Consider the following 15,717-nt stretch of genomic DNA (forward strand, 5'->3'; position numbering starts at 1 on the left):
CGGTCCGCCGTGCCGCGAGGGCCGGGGCGCGCCGACTTGCACCGTCGGTGGGCCGAGGCCGCCGGAGATCCGACGAGCGCACGGCCGCTTTCCAGAGTTGCCTCACCTCGACGGTACGGGGGCCTGAGAGATTCCCGGGGAGGAGTTGCTCCTTCGGCGCCGGCACCAGGTCCGCCGGACCGTGGCGCCGAGCTCTCCCGTCGTGGTTCGGGCGGCAGTACTGCAGTTGTGGGCTCGATCATACCGGTCGGGTCGCCGTTCGCGCCGAGGCGTCCGGGCCGCCGTCGTCTCATCCGACGGGTAATAACTACGGACCCCGAACGATCCGCGCTAGCGTCGCAGCGACGAGGCGACGACGCGACGTGGGGGAGTCATGACGACCGAGGGAACGGTGCAGCAGCCGTCACGGCGGGAGCGGGTCCGGCGCTGGACCACGATGTGGGGGCTGCTGCGGCACGCGGGGATCCCGATCGTGGCGGTCGGCCTCATCCTGAGCGTCGTCCTCGCGCTCCTGCCGCTCGTGTCCATCGTCGCCCTGGGCCGCGTGCTCTTCCTCCTGCCGAGCATGACCGACGGCGCCGCGAGCGCCGGGTGGGGCGACCTCCTCGCCGTGTTCGGCGTCGCGGTCGGCGCGCTCGTCGTGCAGCAGCTCCTCGCGCCCTTCCAGACCGGGATCGTCGAGACGATCGGGCGGCGGGTCGACCAGCGCTGCATCGACCGGCTCCTCGACGCGGCGCTCTCCGACGCCCCGCTCGCGCTCCTGGACGACTCCGAGGTGCTGGACGTCGTCGCCGACGCGCGCGCCGCGTTCGCGCGGCAGAGCATGAGCCCCGGCGACGCTGCCGGGGCGCTGGTCCCGCTCGTCGGCCGCTACGTGCAGCTCGTCGGCGCGGCCGTGCTCGTCGCGGTCGTCGTCTCGCCCCTCGCCGGTGCCGTGATCCTCGCGACGGCCCTCGCGATGCGCGCGGGGGTGCGGGGCACGTTCAGCAAGCTCACCCCGATCTGGAAGACCCTGCACCCCCAGCGGCGCCGGATGTACTACCTGCGGGAGCTCGCGACCACGCCGGGGGTCACCAAGGAGGTCCGACTCCTCGGCATCCTCGGGTGGTTGCGCGACCGCCTGCGTCGCGAGTCGATGGGCTACCTCGAACCCCAGTGGGCGGTCAACCGCCGGCTCCAGCTCTGGCCCTTCGTGGGCTTCTCGGTGATCGGCCTGGTCGGTGGCGCGATCGTCCTGGTCCTGGTCGCGCTCGACGACTCGCTCGACCTCTTCGCGCTCGGGGTCGCGATCCAGGCGGTGCTCATCCCGCTGCGGTTCGGCGTGTACTTCCCCGAGTGCGACATGCGCACGCAGTTCGGCCTGCTGTCGTTCGACGCGTTGGAGCGGTTCGAGCAGAGACTGCGGTCGGCCACGCCCGAGCGCACGGGCGAGGACGACGACGCCCCCGTCCCGCGGGGCGTGATCCGGTTCGAGGACGTGTGGTTCCGGTACGCCGACGACGGCGCGTGGGTCCTGCGGGGCCTCGACCTCGAGCTCGTCCCTGGCACGTCGACGGCGATCGTCGGGCTCAACGGCGCCGGCAAGACGACGACGACCAAGCTCCTCGCGCGCCTGTACGAGCCGACGCGGGGGCGCATCACGGTCGACGGCGTGGACGTGCGCGACCTGCCGGTCGAGGCGTGGCGACGGCGCCTCGCGCTGATCTTCCAGGACTATGTCCGTCTCGAGCTCTCCGTCGCCGACAACGTCGGGCTCGGCGCGCCCGGGCTGCGCGACGACGCCGACCGGCTGCGCGAGGCGGTCAGCGCCGCGGGGGCGGACGGCGTCGTGGACGGCCTCGCCGACGGTCTCGACACCGTGCTCTCGGGCGGGTACGCGGGCGGCCGCGACCTGTCGGGCGGGCAGTGGCAGCGCGTCGCGCTCGCGCGCGCCCTGCTCGCGGTCTCGGGCGGGGCGGACGTCCTCGTGCTCGACGAGCCGACGGCGCAGCTCGACGTCCGCGCCGAGGCCGAGTTCTTCGAGCGCTTCCTCGCCCACGGCGCGGTCGCCTCGGTGGCGCGCGAGCGCGCGGTGACGTCCGTCGTCATCTCGCACCGCTTCTCGACCGTCCGCCCGGCCGACCAGATCGTCGTGATCGCGGAGGGCCGCGTCGTCGAGCAGGGCACCCACGACGAGCTGCTCGCCGCCGACGGCCGCTACGCCGAGCTCTTCGTCCTCCAGGCCCGCCGGTTCCGCAGCGACTCGCCCGACGACCCGGACCTCGACCCAGACCACGAGCTCGACGCGACCGGCCCCGCGACGGCCCTGACCTCCGGAGGTGCCCGATGAAGCGCGTCGCGCTCGCCGCCCGGTTCATGCTCGCCCACGCCTGGCGGACGGACCGGCGCCGCCTGCTGGTCGCGTGCGTGCTCCTGACGGTCGGGTTCCTCGCGGGCCCGCTGGTCGGCGTCGGGCTGGGGCTGTTCACCGACGCGATGGTCGACGCGGACGTCGCGCGCGCCGTCGGGCTCGCGTGCGCGGTCGTGGCGCTCGTCGTCGCCGAGCTCATGCTGGGCCACTTCGCCCACCTGTCGTACTTCGAGGTCGCGGACCTCCAGCAGCTCTACCTGCTGGACGAGGTCGCGGAGCTCACGCACGGGTCGACGGACCTCGCCGAGCTGGAGGACCCGGAGCGCGTCCGGCTCCTCACGTCGGTGACGGAGGGGCTGCAGCGTGTCCGGCTGGCGCTCGAGGGCACGCTCCAGCTCGGCGGCATGGTGCTCCAGGTCCTGGTCACCACCGTCATCCTCGGCCTCGTCGAGCCGTGGCTGCTCCTGCTGCCCCTCGCGGCCCTGCCGCCCGTCTGGTTCGCCGACCGCGCGCAACGGGTGCTCGACGCCGCGCGCGACGCCGCGGCCGACGACGTCCGCCTCTCCCGGCACCTCGTCACCGCCGGGACGTCGGGATCGTCGGCCAAGGAGATCCGGCTCTTCGGCGCACGGAACCTCGTCGCGGACCGGCAGCGCGCCGCGTGGGACCGGACGACGACGGTCCTGTGGAGCGCGCACCGGCGCTCCGCGCTGCTGCGGGCCGCGGGCCAGGTGTGGTTCGCGCTCGCCTACGGGGCTGCTGTCCTGCTCGTGCTCCGCAGCGCCGCGTCCGGCACGGCGGCCATCGGCCAGGTCGTGCTCGTCGTCACGCTCGCGATCCAGGTCAGCACCCAGGTCGCGGGCGCGCTGTCGCTGTTCGGCAACCTCCAGGACGCCGGGCGGACGGTCGAGAAGCTCCTCCAGCTGCGCGCGACGGCGACGCCTCCTGGCGCGGTGGGCACCCCGGGCGGTGTGGCCGCCGAGGGCGAGCCCGCCGTCGGGCGGCTCCCCGCGCGCCTCGCGCACGGGCTGCGCGTCGAGGACCTGACGTTCACCTACCCCGGCGCGGACCGTCCCGTGCTCGACGGCGTCACGCTCGACCTCCCCGCGGGGGCGACCGTCGCGCTCGTGGGGGAGAACGGCGCCGGCAAGTCCACCCTGGTCAAGCTCCTGTGCGGGCTGTACCGGCCGACGTCGGGCCGCGTCCTCGCCGACGGCGTCGACCTCGCCGAGGTAGCGCCCACCGCGTGGCAGTCGCGCGTCGCGACGCTGTTCCAGGACTTCGCGCGCCTCGAGCTCTCGCTGCGCGAGGACGTCGGGATCGGGCGCGTGGACGCGCTCGGCGACGACGACGTCCTGTGGGCCGCGCTCGACGCGGCCCGGGCGCGCCCGATCGCCGAGCGCTCGCCCGACGGCCTGGACCAGGTGCTCGGCACGAGCTACGCCGACGGCACCCAGCTCTCGGGCGGGCAGTGGCAGACACTCGGGCTCGCCCGCACGCTGCTGCGCGACGACCCGCTCCTGCTCGCGCTCGACGAGCCCGCGTCCGCGCTCGACGCGACCGCGGAGCACGCGCTGTTCGAGCGGTTCACGGAGACCGCGCGGCGGACGGGCACGACGTCCGGCGGTGTCACGCTGTTCGTCTCGCACCGCTTCTCGACCGTGCGCGACGCCGACCTCATCGTCGTCCTGGACGGCGGGCGCGTCGCCGAGATCGGCACCCACGACGAGCTCGCCGCCGCGGGCGGGTCGTACGCCGAGATGTACGCGCTCCAGGCCGCCGCCTACCGGTAGCCGCGGTCTGACAGGGTGGAGCCATGACCGCCGACACGATCGCCGACGTCGCCCTCCTGCTCGTGCTCGCCGGCGCCGGGATCCTGCTCGTCTGGTGCGCCCGGGCGACGGCGTCCGGGCGCATCGGTCGCAACCAGCTCGCCGGGATCCGCACCGCGACGACGCTCGCGAGCGACGAGGCGTGGCGGACGGCCCACCGCGCGGCCCGGCCGCTGAGCGAGGCCGCGGGCTGGGTGCTCGTCGCGGCCTCGCCGGTGCTGTTCCTCGTCGACGCGGAGGTGGGCCTCGTCGTCGTGCTGGTCGCCACGGGCCTGACGCTCGCCCTCACGGTCGGCGGGCTCGTCGTGGGAACGCGCGCCGTGCGACGCGAGGTCCGCCGCTGACCCGGCCCGCGGGTCAGGCGGGCTCGGAGACCAGCTCACGCTCCGTCGTCGGCTCCGCACCCGACGCGGGAGCCGTCGGCTGCCCGCCGCGACGCGCCGCCGGGCGGCCGTGCGTGAGGTAGAGCGGGAGGCCGGTGAGGAGCAGCCCGCCGACGAGGTTGCCGAGGACGGTCGGGATCTCGTTCCAGATCAGGTAGTCCATGATCGTGAACTCGCCACCGAGCAGCAGGCCGGACGGGAACAGGAACATGTTGACGATCGAGTGCTCGAACGCCATGAAGAAGAACAGCATGACCGGCATCCACATCGCGATCGCCTTGCCGGGCACGTCCTTCGCGACCATCGCGCCGATGACGCCCATGGAGACCATCCAGTTGCACAGCATGCCGCGCACGAACAGCGTGAGCATGCCCGACGCCCCGTGCTCGGCGTACCCGACCGTGCGGCCCTCGCCGATGTGCCCGATCGCCTGACCGACCTCGTTGGGCGGGGTGTCGAACCCGTAGGTCACGACGATCGCCATCATCACCGCGACGGCGAACGCGCCGAGGAAGTTCCCGACGAACACCAGGCCCCAGTTGCGCAGGACTCCGCGCACCGTGATCCCGGGCCGCTTGTCGAGCCAGGCGAGCGGGCCGAGGACGAACATGCCGGTGAGCAGGTCGTACCCGAGCAGGTACAGCAGGATGAACCCGACGGGGAAGAGGACGGCGCCGAGGATCGCGTGGCCCGTCGTCACCGTGACCGTCACGGCGAACGCGGCGGCGATCGCGAGGATCGCGCCGCCCATCGTGGAGCGCACGAGCGTGTCACGCGTGGACAGCAGGACCTTGTTGGCACCGGCGTCGATGATCGTCGGGACGAGCTCGGCGGGCTTGACGTAGGACATGGGCGGGCTCCGGTCTCTGGGGCGACGTCGCGGCAGGGGAGTGCCCGACGGCGCGCCCCACGCTAGGAACCCGCGGTTTCGCCCGCGTTCCCGCCGGGGAGCGGCTTCGTTACCGGGGTCGCTCAGCCGGTCGTGGAGCCCTGTGAGAACTCGGGGTGGGGTGCGGGGTCGACGACGACGGCGTGCACGGTCGCGAGGCGTCGGACCGCGCGCTCGAGGGCCCGCGCGCGCCGCGGGGTCGCGCGGAACGTCACGACGATCCGGCCCGCCCGGCCGTCGTCGTCCACCGCCTCGGTCGCGAGCGAGTCGAAGCTGACCCCGCGCGTCGAGAAGACCCCCGTCAGCGCCGTGAGCGTGCCCGGCTGGTCGAGGCCGTGCACGGTCGCGACCCACGCGGTCTCCGCCCCGCCCCGGCCCGACGGCGCCCGGTCGCCGGTCGCGGTCGACGCCCCCGGGGCGGGCGCGCCGGTCCCGGCCCGCTCCCCTCCGGCCGACCGGGCGTCGTCCGCCGGCGCCGTGCTCGCGGCGACCATGCGCCCGACGCCGTCCGCCGCGTCGGTCAGGCGGCGCGCCTCGTCGTCGGGGAGGTCGTCGAGGAGCACGCGCGTCCACCCGCCCGGTCCGAGAACCACCGGGACGCCGAGCACGCCGCGGAACGGGCCGCCGTCGGGCGCCCCGCGGCCGCCGGTCGGGCCGGCGAGCCGTCCCCCGAGCTCCCCGTCGAGGGCCACCTGCCCGGCGACGACGATCTCGCGGCCGTCGAGGATCACCTCGAGCAGGTCGACCGTGGCGCTCGCCGTCCCCGCCGGCGTCTTCGCGCCCGACTGGTGCGTCATCCACGGCCGAGTGACGAGCCGCAGGTCCGCGGGCCACGTGTCGATGAGGTCGAACGCCGCGCCCATGTCCTCGGCCGCGACGCGCGCCAGCTCGGTCTTCGCCGACGCGATCTCGTCGGGCAGCGCGTCGAGCGTGCGGCCCCGCCGCAGCGCCGCGACGGCCCGCGCGCGCTCGTCGGCGTCGAGCCCGCTCACCCGGACCGTCGACCACAGCGGCACGGCGTCCTCGCCGTGCTGGCCCCCGACGAACCCGCCGACACGGTGCCGCCGCACGCCCAGCTCCACCGCGAGCTCGCGCCGGAACCGCAGCGTGTCGAGCCACGCGCCCATCCCGAGCACGCGGTGCCGCCCGAGCCGCTCCGCCATGACGGCGACCCCGAGCTCCACGGGGTTCGTCACCACGACGACCACCTCGTGCCCCGAGCCGTGCCGCGCGATCGCGTCGGCGTACTCGGCGAGCACGGCGCCGTTCGTGGCGGCGAGGACCCGACGGTCGGGGTCGGCTCCCGTCCGGGCCGGGGGCGTCAGGCCCGCGGCGACCACGATCACGTCGGCCGTGACGTCCTCGGGGGAGTGCGCGACGTCGAGCAGGGGCGCGTGCTCGTCGTACGCGTCCACGAGGTCGGCGCGCAGCCCGTGCACCGCCCGGCCCGACGCCCCGCCCGCGCGTCCCACGAGCTGGAGCCGGGCCGTCGGCGGGAGCACCCGTCGCTCGACGATCTGCGTGCACACCTGCCGGCCGACGTCTCCCGTCGCCCCCACCACCGCTACGTCCACCCCGGCAGGCTACGTCGCCGACCGATGAGTCCGGGCGACAGGGTGCGTCATGACCGTGAGGACGCACCGGACGAGAGGAGCAGGACGATGACGACCACCGACCCGACGGTGAAGAACCTCGACGGCTACGGCACGCCGCCGATCGAGTGGGCGCGCGTGCACGACACGCTGTTCGGCAGGCTCCCCCAGGAGCCCGGTGCCGGCGGGCCGAACCGGCACACGACGTGGCTCGCGACGACGGACCCCGACGGGAAGCCGCACGTGGTGCCGTTCGGCGCGCTCGTGCTCGACGAGGAGATCTTCCTGTGCTCCGGCGAGGGCACGCGCAAGAACCGCAACCTGCACCGCGACCCGCGCTGCACGCTGACCGTCGCGACGGAGCCGTTCGACCTCACCGTCGAGGGCCGGGCCGAGCGCGTCAGGGACCCCGAGACCCTGGAACGCGCGGCGGCGGGGTTCCGCGCCGACGGCTGGCCCGCGACCGTCGACGGCGACGCGCTCACCGCGGAGTTCAGCGCACCGTCCGCCGGCCCACCGCCATGGGCGGTCTACCGCCTCGTCCCCGAGCGCGTGTTCGCCTTCGGCACGGCCGAGCCCTACGGCGCCACCCGCTTCGACCTCCCGCCGAGGGAGAACCGCGGTCTGCCGAGGTAGAACCGTGGTCTCCCTCGGCGTCAGGCGAACTCGATGCCCGCCGCGGCGGCGACCATCTCGTCGAGGACTGCCGCGACCACGGGCCGTGGCTCGTGGCGGGTCGCGCGGTGGCGTGCGACGAGCCGACGGGACCCGAGACCGGGCAGGCCGACGACCCGGACGCCGTCGGGCACCTCGTCGGACGCGCCGCCCTCGACGGCGAGCGCCGGGAGCATCGCGACGCCGAGCCCGGCCGCGACCAGCGAGAGGGCCACGTCGAAGTCGTAGTAGTTGTGCCGCGTGCGCAGGGTCCCACCCAGGCCACGCTCGAGCCTGCGCAGAGCTCGGGCCGCAGCGGTGCCGGGCTCGGGCCCGAGCCAGACGGCGTCGCGCACGTCGTCGAGCCGGGTCGGCGTGGGCATCGTGGCGGGTACGACGAGGCGCCACGGCTCGTCGAGCAGCACGATCTCGCGCGTCCCGCGCGGCGCGGGGGAGTCGGCCTCGTAGTCGCGCTCGAGGAGCACGACGTCGAGCTCGCCCGCGCGCAGGAGGCGCAGCGCCTCGGTGGGCTCGCGCTCCTGCACGTCGAGCTCGACGCCCGGCGCCGTCTCGGCCAGCCGTCCCGCGACGGGTGCGACGACGGCGCGGATCGCCGACTGGAACGAGCCGACCGCGACGCGGCCCGTGACCTCGTCCCCGAGCGCGGCGAGGGCCTTGCGCGCCTCGACGAGCTCGGTCTCGATGCGCTCGGCCGTCTCGGCGAGCACGCGGCCCGCCGGGGTGAGGGTGACGCCGCGCGGGCCGCGGTCGAGCACGACGACGCCCTCCTCCGCCTCGAGCCGCTGGATCTGCTGGGACACCGCGGACGGGGTGACGTGCAGAAGATCTGCTGCCGCGAGAATGCCTCCGCCGCGGTGCACGGCAAGGAGGAAACCAAGCCTGCGTGGGTCCGTCGCCATGTAGAGATACTAAACGGCCGGTGCAGAGATGTTCGATTGTGCTGAAGCCTCCGAGCCCTCACACTTGTCGTGGCGCCGGTCGGTTACCTCCTCCTCCTTACGGGTCGGCGCCCGAGCTTTCGCACCACCCGCGCCACCAGCCACAAGCCCGGAGCGCACAGCCACCGCAGCGTCGCGGTACCCCCCTCCACCCCTCTTCGTCACCGGAGTACCGCTGTGCCCGTCACCCTCGACTCGATCGTCATGTTCCTCGGTTGGATCGGCGCCGCCGCCGGCGTCGTCGCGTACGCGATGGTCAGCCGCGGCCGCTGGGCGGCCTCGTCCGCGCCCTTCCAGCTCACCAACCTCACCGCCGCCGGCCTCATGGGCATGGTCGCCGCGGCGAACGGCGTGTGGCCGTCCGTCGCCGCGAACCTCGTGTGGATCGTCATCGGCGTCCAGGCCGTCGTCGTGCTCCTGCGCGCGCGGGCACGGCGCCGTGCGGCCGTCGTCGACGGGCGTGCGACCGGGGCCGTCGTCCCCGTCCTGACGTCGAGCGACCTCGCACCCGCCACCGAGGCCGTCGTCGTCCCCGACGTGGCCCTGCCCGACGACGAGCCCTCGCCGCGCGAGGTCGGCCTCGCCGCCTGAAGGACCCAGCGACGACGTCGGACGGTCAGACCCCGGCGGGCGTGATGAGCCCGACCAGCAGGCCCATCACGAGCACGGTGACCAGCTCGTGCGCGACGTTGAGCACGGTCAGCCCGGCCGGTCTGCCCTCGAAGGCGTCGTGGGTGACGAACCGCGCCGCGGTGAAGCCTGCCCACAGCACGACGGCGGTCAGCAGCGCGTTGCCGAGGTAGCCACCGCCGTAGAACGACCACGCGAGGTAGGTCGCGCCGGCGAGCACCCACGCGGTCACGAAGCTGACGACGACGGTCACGAGGATCGGCACGACGGCGTCGCGTCCCTCGCCCGACGGATCGACCTTCGCGACGCGCATCCAGTACGCGCCGAAGACCTTCGGCGTGTACCAGACGGACCCCACGAGCATGCTCGACGCGGTGGCCGCCAGCACCGCCCAGTAGTTGATCTCCGGGACCATCGGACCCCTCCTTCTCTCCTCCGCGCCTGCGCTCGGCGTGGTGTCCTCGCCCGCTATCCGGCGGCGTCGCCCGGTGCGGCGAGACGCGCGGCCGCCTCGTCGCCCACGGGTGGGGGAACGGCACTCTCGCCGCGCGCGTCCCGCACGGCCGTGCCCGTCGCGAACCCGCCGACGAGCAGGACGACGCCCGCGACGACGAGGTACAGGCCGATGAGCAGCGCCGCGGTCGCGACCGACGTCGTGGGGCGCGCGAGCATGACGACGCCGAGCACGAGCCAGAGCGCCGCGTTGACGAGCTGCCAGTCCCACCCGGTGGCGCGCGACGTCCGTGCCCGGAGCGCGCCCACGACCCCGAGCACCCCGGCGAGGCACGCCCACACCCCGACGACACGGAACAGGATCGGGCCGGTCATGGACGGCCAGGCCACGACGAGCACCCCGGCGACGACGCTCACGACCCCGGCGACGAGCCGCCAGGTCGCGCCACCACCCTCCGGTGTGCGGTCGGGGCGGCCCTCGACGACGAGCAGCACGCCCTGCGCGACGATCACGGCGCCGACGAGCCAGCGCAGCCACGTCAGACCCTCCTCGGGGCGCCAGAGGAGGACGACCCCGACGACCAGGTAGGCGGCACCGCGCAGATAGACCAGCCCCCAGAGCCTGCGTGCCGTGCCGATCGTGCGCCCCGACATCCGACCGTCGCCCATCCGAGCCTCCGCGTCCGCGCGTGCCGTCGCGCCGATCCTAGGCCGGGGGACCGGGGGCCGCGATCCGCACGTCCACGACGACGGCGCGGTGGTCGGACAGGCCCGTGTCGACGGCCGTCGCGGGTCCCGCCGCGACGACGGTGCCGCCGCCCGGGCCGGGGTCCACGAGTACGTGGTCGATCTGCCGCGCGGGGTGGTCGGCGGGGTGGGTGAGCACGTCGGCGAGGGACGCCCAGCCGCTGATCTCGGTCGGCTCGGGCGGGCGCAGGTTGAGGTCGCCGAGCAGGACGAGCGGGCGCGGGAGTGGCCCGCACGCCCGCACGAGGGACCGGAGCTGGTCCGCCGTGAACTCGGGGCGGGACGTCGTGTGGGTCGTCACCACGGTGAGGGGGCCCCACGGCGTGCGCACGGCAGCCGCGAGCGCCGCGCGCGGCTCGTCGGGGACGACGCGGAACGGGACGACCCGCGCGGCACCGGAGGTCGCGCCCGTCGCCCGACGGCGGACGCGCGACCGCCAGGGCATCCGGTCGAGCTCGAGGCGCGACCAGCGCGCGACCGGGAACCGGCTGACCAGCCCGATCCCGTAGGACGCGACGCCGGTCACGCGCCGCACCCCGCGGCCCGGGCGTCCGGCGCGCACCCAGGCGCCCCCGACCCCGCGCAGCGTCGGGGAGAAGTGCCGGTGGTCGGCGCGCAACGCCTCGGCGGCGACGGCCACGAGGTCGGCGTGCCCCGAGCGTGGCGAGTCGCGCTCCACCTCCTGCAGCGCGAGCACGTCCGCGTCGAGGGACGCGACGGCGAGCGCGAACCGCTCGACGTCGACCGTCCCGTCGAGCGCGGCCCCGTGCAGCGTGTTGAACGTCGCGAGGCGCAGCACGCCGTCGGGTCGGGGGGCGGTCCCTGGTGCGGTGGGGTCGGCAGGCACCGCACGATCCTCGCGCGGCCGGGTGGTCGTCGCGACCTGGTCAGAGGGTGCGCCGCCAGGCGACGATGCGGTCCACCGCCTCGGCGACGGTCGCCGGGGCGGCCGCGAAGGAGAGGCGGACCCAGTCGCCGCCGCGGACGCCGTCGAAGTCCGTGCCCGGGGTGAGCGCGACGCCCGCCTCGGCGAGCAGCCGCTCGCACCACGTCACGGAGTCCAGGCCGTCGCCGGAGACGTCCGCGTAGACGTAGAACGCGCCGTCCGCGGGGGCGACGCGCGACCAGCCGAGGTCGTCGAGCCGTGACAGCACGAGCTCGCGCGACGCCGCGTACCGCGCCACGTTCTCGGCCGCGGCCGCGTACCCCTCGGGGGAGAACGCCGCGACGCCCGCATGCTGCGCGAGCGCGGGCGGGGACAGCGCGACGTTGCCGGCGAGCGCGTCGACCGGGCCGACGAGCTCGTCGGGCAGCACGAGCCACCCCAGCCGCCAGCCCGTCATGGCCCAGTACTTGGAGAACGAGTTGACGACGACCGCACCCTCGCCGACGTACCGTGCCGCGGTCGGCAGCGCCGCGGGGGCCGTGTCCGCCGCGTCGGCGTACGTGATGCCGTGGTAGATCTCGTCGCTCACGAGCCGCACGTCGTGGTCGGCGCACCAGGTCGCGACGGCGTCGAGCTCGGCGGGCAGGATCATCGTCCCGGTCGGGTTCGCGGGGCTCGCGACGACCAGCCCGTCGAGGCCGCCGCCGTAGTACGCCTCCATGAGCTGGGAGACCGTGGGCTGGTAGCGCGTCTCGGGGCCGCAGTCGAGCTCGACGACCTCGCAGCCCAGCGCGCGCAGGATGTTCTTGTACGCGGGGTAGCCGGGGCGGGCGAGCGCGACGCGGTCGCCGACGTCGAACGCGGCCAGGAACGCGAGCAGGAACCCGCCGGACGACCCGGTCGTCACCGCGACGCGCGCGGGGTCGACCTCGACGCCGTACCAGCGGTCGTAGTGCTCTGCGATCGCGCGGCGCAGGGCCGGGACGCCGAGCGACTCCGTGTAGCCGAGGTCGCCGTGCTCCAGCAGCTCGATCGCGCGGCGCCGGACGACGTCCGAGGCCCCCGTCGACGGCTCGCCCGCGCACAGGTTGAGGACGGACGCCCCCGCGTCGCGCAGCCGGTTCGCCTCGGCGAGGACCTCCATGACCGCGAACGGCGGCACGTGCGAGCGGCGAGAGACCTTCATCGACCCAGACATGGGGCCATCATGCCGGGTCGCCGGGGGCCGGTCCCCGAACCCGGGGTTACGGGCACCCGCGGTGCCGAACCCGGGGATGCGGGCGGGTTCGACGGCCGCACCGCCCACGACCCCGGGTTCGGCGTGGGTCATTCGTTCGGGGGACGTCGTCGGGGCCGACGGCGCGGGGTCGGTCGTCCGGGCGACGCGGCCGCGCGGGGCGACAGGTTCGGATGGGGACGTGAGCGACGACGTGTGGGACGGAGCCGACAGGCGGGCGGAAGACGGCAGGGCGGACGACGGGCGGTCGCGACGCGACGCGACCTTCCGACCCGTCCGGGGGTGGGCCGTGCTGTGGCGCAGCGCGTTCGTGCTGTGGCACGGCGGGCACGAGTACGTCGTCGACGTGGACTTCCTCGACTGGGACGAGCGGATCCGGCTCTACCGCGATCGCCGCCTCGTCGACGAGCAGCGCTCCCGGGCGCGCTTCGAGCTCGCCGGCGCGCGGGTCGAGGCCCGGATGAGCCTCTACGGGATGCGGTACGTGCGCGTCGTCGACGCGGTGGGAGACGTCCAGGACGTCCCGCCGATGCCGGGGACCGCGGAGGCGTGGCGCGACCGCATGGACCGCGAGCGGCCGACGGCGAGCCGCGCCGTCGGGGTCGTCGCGTGGGTCGTGCTCGTGGTCGCGCTCGTGACGCAGGTGCCGCAGCTCCTCGACCTCGTCTCGGGGTTCACGGGCTGGACGCCGCCGTTCGTGCCCGACCTGCCCGCCCCGGCGAACACGGTGCTGGCCGTCGCCGGGGTGGTCGCGGCGGTCGACCGCGGGCTGCGGCGCCGCTACCACCCCCTCCTCGACGACTGACCGACGGCTCGGCCCGCGATGCGGGATGCCTACGCTGGAGAGTCACCGACAGAGGAGGTTCCCGTGTTCCGACGACGGTCCCGCAGCATCCCCGACGACGACCCGGTCCGGCGCGCTGCCCAGTACCGGGTCGACCGCGAGATCGCGCGCGAGGAGGCGGAGCACGGTGCCGCGCCCGGCGGAGCCTCGCCCGCCGCCGACACGCGACCGACGACGGAGGCGTCATCGACCGACGAGGAGGCCGCCCTCCGGACCCCACGCCGTGTACGACCGGAGGACCACGCGATGTACGTCGACACGGTGATCGACCAGGCGATCCGGCGCGGCGAGTTCGACGACCTCCCGCTCGCGGGCAAGCCGATCCCCGGGCTGACGGGCACGCACGACCCCGACTGGTGGCTCCGGTCGGTCATCGAGCGCGAGCAGCTCACCGGGCTCGGGCCACCCGCGATGCTGCTCAAGCAGGAGGACCGCGAGCTCGACGACCGGCTCGACCGCGAGCTCGACGAGCAGGTCGTCCGCGAGCTCCTGACGGACTTCAACGCACGCGTCGTCGACGCCCGCCGCCAGCTCCTGGGCGGCCCGCCCGTGGTCACGCCGACGCGCGACGTCGAGCACGAGGTCGCACGCTGGCGCACCCGCCGCGGACGGACCGGCTAGCCCGTACGGACGGACCCGCCGTCGAACACGACATGGGGGTCGCTATCGGGCTGATAACGACCCCCACGTCGTGCTCGGCGAGGGATCGGGGGCGGGCCCCGGTTTGCTAGCGGTTCTGGAGGGCTCGGACGTTGTCGCCGAACGTCCAGCCCTTCGAGCCGTCCCAGTTGATCGACCACGTCATGAGGCCCTTGAGCCGCGACGTGTACGGCTGGTAGGCCTGCGTGACGAGGGACGGCGTCATGTACCCGCCCCCGGCACCCTGCTGCGCGGGCAGGCCGGGCACCTGCTTGTCGTAGGGGACGCGGATCGTGACGCCCTGGATCGTGAGCCCGGCGTTCAGGCAGTCGGTCTGCGCCTGGAAGCCCTGGACCGTCCCGGCGGCGTACGAGTCGCCGCTGCACCCGTACATCGACCCGTTGTAGTACTGCATGTTGAGCCACCACAGCCGACCGTTGTCGGCGTACTTCTTGATGATCGGCAGGTACGAGCCCCAGATCGAGCCGTACACGACGCTGCCGCCCGTGACGTACGCCGTCTCGGGCGCCATGGTGAGCCCGAAGTTGCTCGGCATCTCGGCGAGGACGCCGTCGATGATCCGGATCAGGTTCGCCTGGGACGTCGAGAGCTGGTTGATGTTCCCGCTCCCGGTCAGCCCCGTCTCGATGTCGATGTCGATGCCGTCGAAGTGGTGGTCGCGCAGGAGGGGCACGACCGTCTGGACGAAGCGGTCCGCGACGGCCTGGCTGGACAGGTCGATCCCGGCCGTGGCTCCGCCGATCGACAGGAGGAGGCGCGTCCCGTCCGCCTTCGCGGCGCACATCTGCGCGGGGGTGGGCACGTCGACCCCGACGTCCATGCCGTCCTCCCACAGCACCGTGCCGTCGGGCAGGATCACGGGGAACGCGAGGTTGACGACGTTGTACCCGTGCTGGTCGATGCGGGGGTCGTCGATCGGGATGTGCCCCAGGCCGGGGTGGACGCCGTTGGACGCGCCGTCCCAGTTCTCCCAGTACCCGTGGAGGACCTTGCCCGTGGGCCGGGACTGCACGCCGCACCCGGCCGGCGGGTCGGTGGGCGGGTCGGTCGGGGGATCCGTCGGAGGGTCGGTCGGGGGATCCGTCGGCGGGTCGGTGGGCGGGGTCGTCGGGTCGCACGCGCCGCCGTCCGTCCACAGGGTCGGTGTGGCGGCCGGGTTCCAGCCCGTGCCCACGTACGCGGTGTGCGTGACGCGCGCGGTGTAGCTCCGGCCGCCGTACGTCACGACCGTGCCCGCCGGGTACGACGAGCCCTCCGCCCAGACGGTGGCGGAGCACGTGGCGGCGGCCGCGGGTGCGAGCGCGCCCGGGACGGCGGCGGCGCCGGCCAGGAGCGCGGCCGCCAGGGCGACGGTCGCCGTCGCGGCGGTCAGCGGTCGGGGACGAGATCTCACGAGGGCACCTCGGTTCGGTCGCACGACGGCCGGGGCGGGCGCCGTCGGCCGGGACACCGCCAGTCTGCGAGCGCCTGACGACGTCGCGCATGAGGGATCACCACACACCTCCCGCCGCTGGGGTACGGGTGGTCACGGACCGCCGTCCCGCGGGCCACGGACGCCCGCGCGGCGAGCGGTCGGCCGCTCGCCCGCCTAGGGTCGGCCG

General features: G+C 74.7%; 15 protein-coding genes and 1 riboswitch. Of the genes, 7 read left to right on the plus strand and 8 right to left on the minus strand.

The features are described from left to right. Positions 1-101 precede the first annotated feature (101 nt). Positions 102-210: riboswitch (glycine riboswitch) on the minus strand. Positions 211-373: 163 nt separating this feature from the next. From FIC82_RS01720 to FIC82_RS01730, 3 genes are read left to right on the plus strand one after another with little or no spacing between them, the layout of a single operon-like run. Continuing rightward, positions 374-2,329 (plus strand): ABC transporter ATP-binding protein, encoded by a 1,956-nt coding sequence (locus FIC82_RS01720; RefSeq protein WP_216609955.1) that lies wholly within the window; start codon positions 374-376, stop codon positions 2,327-2,329. Beyond that, a complete protein-coding gene (locus FIC82_RS01725) occupies positions 2,326-4,143 on the plus strand; it encodes an ABC transporter ATP-binding protein (protein WP_154797327.1) in 1,818 nt (605 codons plus the stop codon). Before FIC82_RS01720 ends, FIC82_RS01725 begins: the two co-directional genes overlap by 4 nt. 23 nt (positions 4,144-4,166) lie before the next feature. Further along, on the plus strand, positions 4,167-4,526 hold the full coding sequence (locus FIC82_RS01730; protein WP_154797328.1) for an SdpI family protein: 360 nt from the start codon (positions 4,167-4,169) through the stop codon (positions 4,524-4,526). Positions 4,527-4,539: 13 nt separating this feature from the next. On the opposite strand, the gene FIC82_RS01735 is transcribed toward FIC82_RS01730, so the two are convergent. Both FIC82_RS01735 and FIC82_RS01740 read right to left on the minus strand, forming a co-directional pair. Beyond that, positions 4,540-5,415 (minus strand): formate/nitrite transporter family protein, encoded by an 876-nt coding sequence (locus FIC82_RS01735; RefSeq protein ID WP_154797329.1) that lies wholly within the window; start codon positions 5,413-5,415, stop codon positions 4,540-4,542. Positions 5,416-5,537: 122 nt separating this feature from the next. Then, a complete protein-coding gene (locus FIC82_RS01740; protein ID WP_168731399.1) occupies positions 5,538-7,028 on the minus strand; it encodes a lactate/malate family dehydrogenase in 1,491 nt (496 codons plus the stop codon). Positions 7,029-7,115: 87 nt separating this feature from the next. Between FIC82_RS01740 and FIC82_RS01745 the strand changes: the two genes are divergently transcribed. Next, entirely contained in the window at positions 7,116-7,682 is a 567-nt protein-coding gene (locus FIC82_RS01745) for a pyridoxamine 5'-phosphate oxidase family protein (RefSeq protein ID WP_154797330.1), read from the plus strand. Between the two features lie 20 nt (positions 7,683-7,702). On the opposite strand, the gene FIC82_RS01750 is transcribed toward FIC82_RS01745, so the two are convergent. Beyond that, a complete protein-coding gene (locus tag FIC82_RS01750) occupies positions 7,703-8,620 on the minus strand; it encodes a LysR family transcriptional regulator (protein ID WP_154797331.1) in 918 nt (305 codons plus the stop codon). Positions 8,621-8,836: 216 nt separating this feature from the next. Here FIC82_RS01750 and FIC82_RS01755 point away from each other — a divergent pair, with 216 nt between their 5' ends. Beyond that, the gene (locus FIC82_RS01755) at positions 8,837-9,250 is read left to right on the plus strand and encodes a CBU_0592 family membrane protein (protein WP_154797332.1); all 414 of its coding nucleotides are present in this window, start codon (positions 8,837-8,839) and stop codon (positions 9,248-9,250) included. A gap of 25 nt (positions 9,251-9,275) precedes the next feature. On the opposite strand, the gene FIC82_RS01760 is transcribed toward FIC82_RS01755, so the two are convergent. The 4 genes from FIC82_RS01760 to FIC82_RS01775 are packed head-to-tail and all read right to left on the minus strand — an operon-like array spanning position 9,276 to position 12,561. After that, a complete protein-coding gene (locus FIC82_RS01760) occupies positions 9,276-9,704 on the minus strand; it encodes a DUF1761 domain-containing protein (protein ID WP_154797333.1) in 429 nt (142 codons plus the stop codon). A 53-nt stretch (positions 9,705-9,757) separates the two neighbouring features. Next, entirely contained in the window at positions 9,758-10,411 is a 654-nt protein-coding gene (locus FIC82_RS01765; protein WP_154797334.1) for an HdeD family acid-resistance protein, read from the minus strand. Positions 10,412-10,448: 37 nt separating this feature from the next. After that, positions 10,449-11,336, minus strand: a complete 888-nt coding sequence (locus tag FIC82_RS01770) for an endonuclease/exonuclease/phosphatase family protein (RefSeq protein WP_253691336.1) — start codon at positions 11,334-11,336, stop codon at positions 10,449-10,451. A gap of 40 nt (positions 11,337-11,376) precedes the next feature. After that, complete coding sequence (locus tag FIC82_RS01775; protein ID WP_154799722.1) at positions 11,377-12,561, minus strand: pyridoxal phosphate-dependent aminotransferase; 1,185 nt, start codon at positions 12,559-12,561, stop codon at positions 11,377-11,379. A 232-nt stretch (positions 12,562-12,793) separates the two neighbouring features. On the opposite strand from FIC82_RS01775, the gene FIC82_RS01780 reads away from it, so the two are divergent. Both FIC82_RS01780 and FIC82_RS01785 read left to right on the plus strand, forming a co-directional pair. Continuing rightward, the gene (locus FIC82_RS01780; RefSeq protein WP_154797335.1) at positions 12,794-13,417 is read left to right on the plus strand and encodes a hypothetical protein; all 624 of its coding nucleotides are present in this window, start codon (positions 12,794-12,796) and stop codon (positions 13,415-13,417) included. Positions 13,418-13,480: 63 nt separating this feature from the next. Then, positions 13,481-14,077 (plus strand): DnaJ family domain-containing protein, encoded by a 597-nt coding sequence (locus tag FIC82_RS01785; RefSeq protein WP_336240244.1) that lies wholly within the window; start codon positions 13,481-13,483, stop codon positions 14,075-14,077. Between the two features lie 106 nt (positions 14,078-14,183). On the opposite strand, the gene FIC82_RS01790 is transcribed toward FIC82_RS01785, so the two are convergent. Continuing rightward, complete coding sequence (locus FIC82_RS01790) at positions 14,184-15,509, minus strand: carbohydrate-binding protein (RefSeq protein ID WP_216609956.1); 1,326 nt, start codon at positions 15,507-15,509, stop codon at positions 14,184-14,186. Positions 15,510-15,717: the final 208 nt, after the last annotated feature.

The organism is Cellulosimicrobium protaetiae, from assembly GCF_009708005.2.
Lineage (GTDB): Bacteria > Actinomycetota > Actinomycetes > Actinomycetales > Cellulomonadaceae > Cellulosimicrobium > Cellulosimicrobium protaetiae.

Bases quoted from the DNA above. Each gene is read 5' to 3' on its own strand.
- FIC82_RS01750 (WP_154797331.1), bottom strand. From the start codon at position 8,620: ATGGCGACGGACCCACGCAGGCTTGGTTTCCTCCTTGCCGTGCACCGC.
- FIC82_RS01725 (WP_154797327.1), top strand. From the start codon at position 2,326: ATGAAGCGCGTCGCGCTCGCCGCCCGGTTCATGCTCGCCCACGCCTGG.
- FIC82_RS01765 (WP_154797334.1), bottom strand. From the start codon at position 10,411: ATGGGCGACGGTCGGATGTCGGGGCGCACGATCGGCACGGCACGCAGG.
- FIC82_RS01775 (WP_154799722.1), bottom strand. From the start codon at position 12,561: ATGAAGGTCTCTCGCCGCTCGCACGTGCCGCCGTTCGCGGTCATGGAG.
- FIC82_RS01730 (WP_154797328.1), top strand. From the start codon at position 4,167: ATGACCGCCGACACGATCGCCGACGTCGCCCTCCTGCTCGTGCTCGCC.
- FIC82_RS01735 (WP_154797329.1), bottom strand. From the start codon at position 5,415: ATGTCCTACGTCAAGCCCGCCGAGCTCGTCCCGACGATCATCGACGCC.
- FIC82_RS01760 (WP_154797333.1), bottom strand. From the start codon at position 9,704: ATGGTCCCGGAGATCAACTACTGGGCGGTGCTGGCGGCCACCGCGTCG.
- FIC82_RS01720 (WP_216609955.1), top strand. From the start codon at position 374: ATGACGACCGAGGGAACGGTGCAGCAGCCGTCACGGCGGGAGCGGGTC.
- FIC82_RS01745 (WP_154797330.1), top strand. From the start codon at position 7,116: ATGACGACCACCGACCCGACGGTGAAGAACCTCGACGGCTACGGCACG.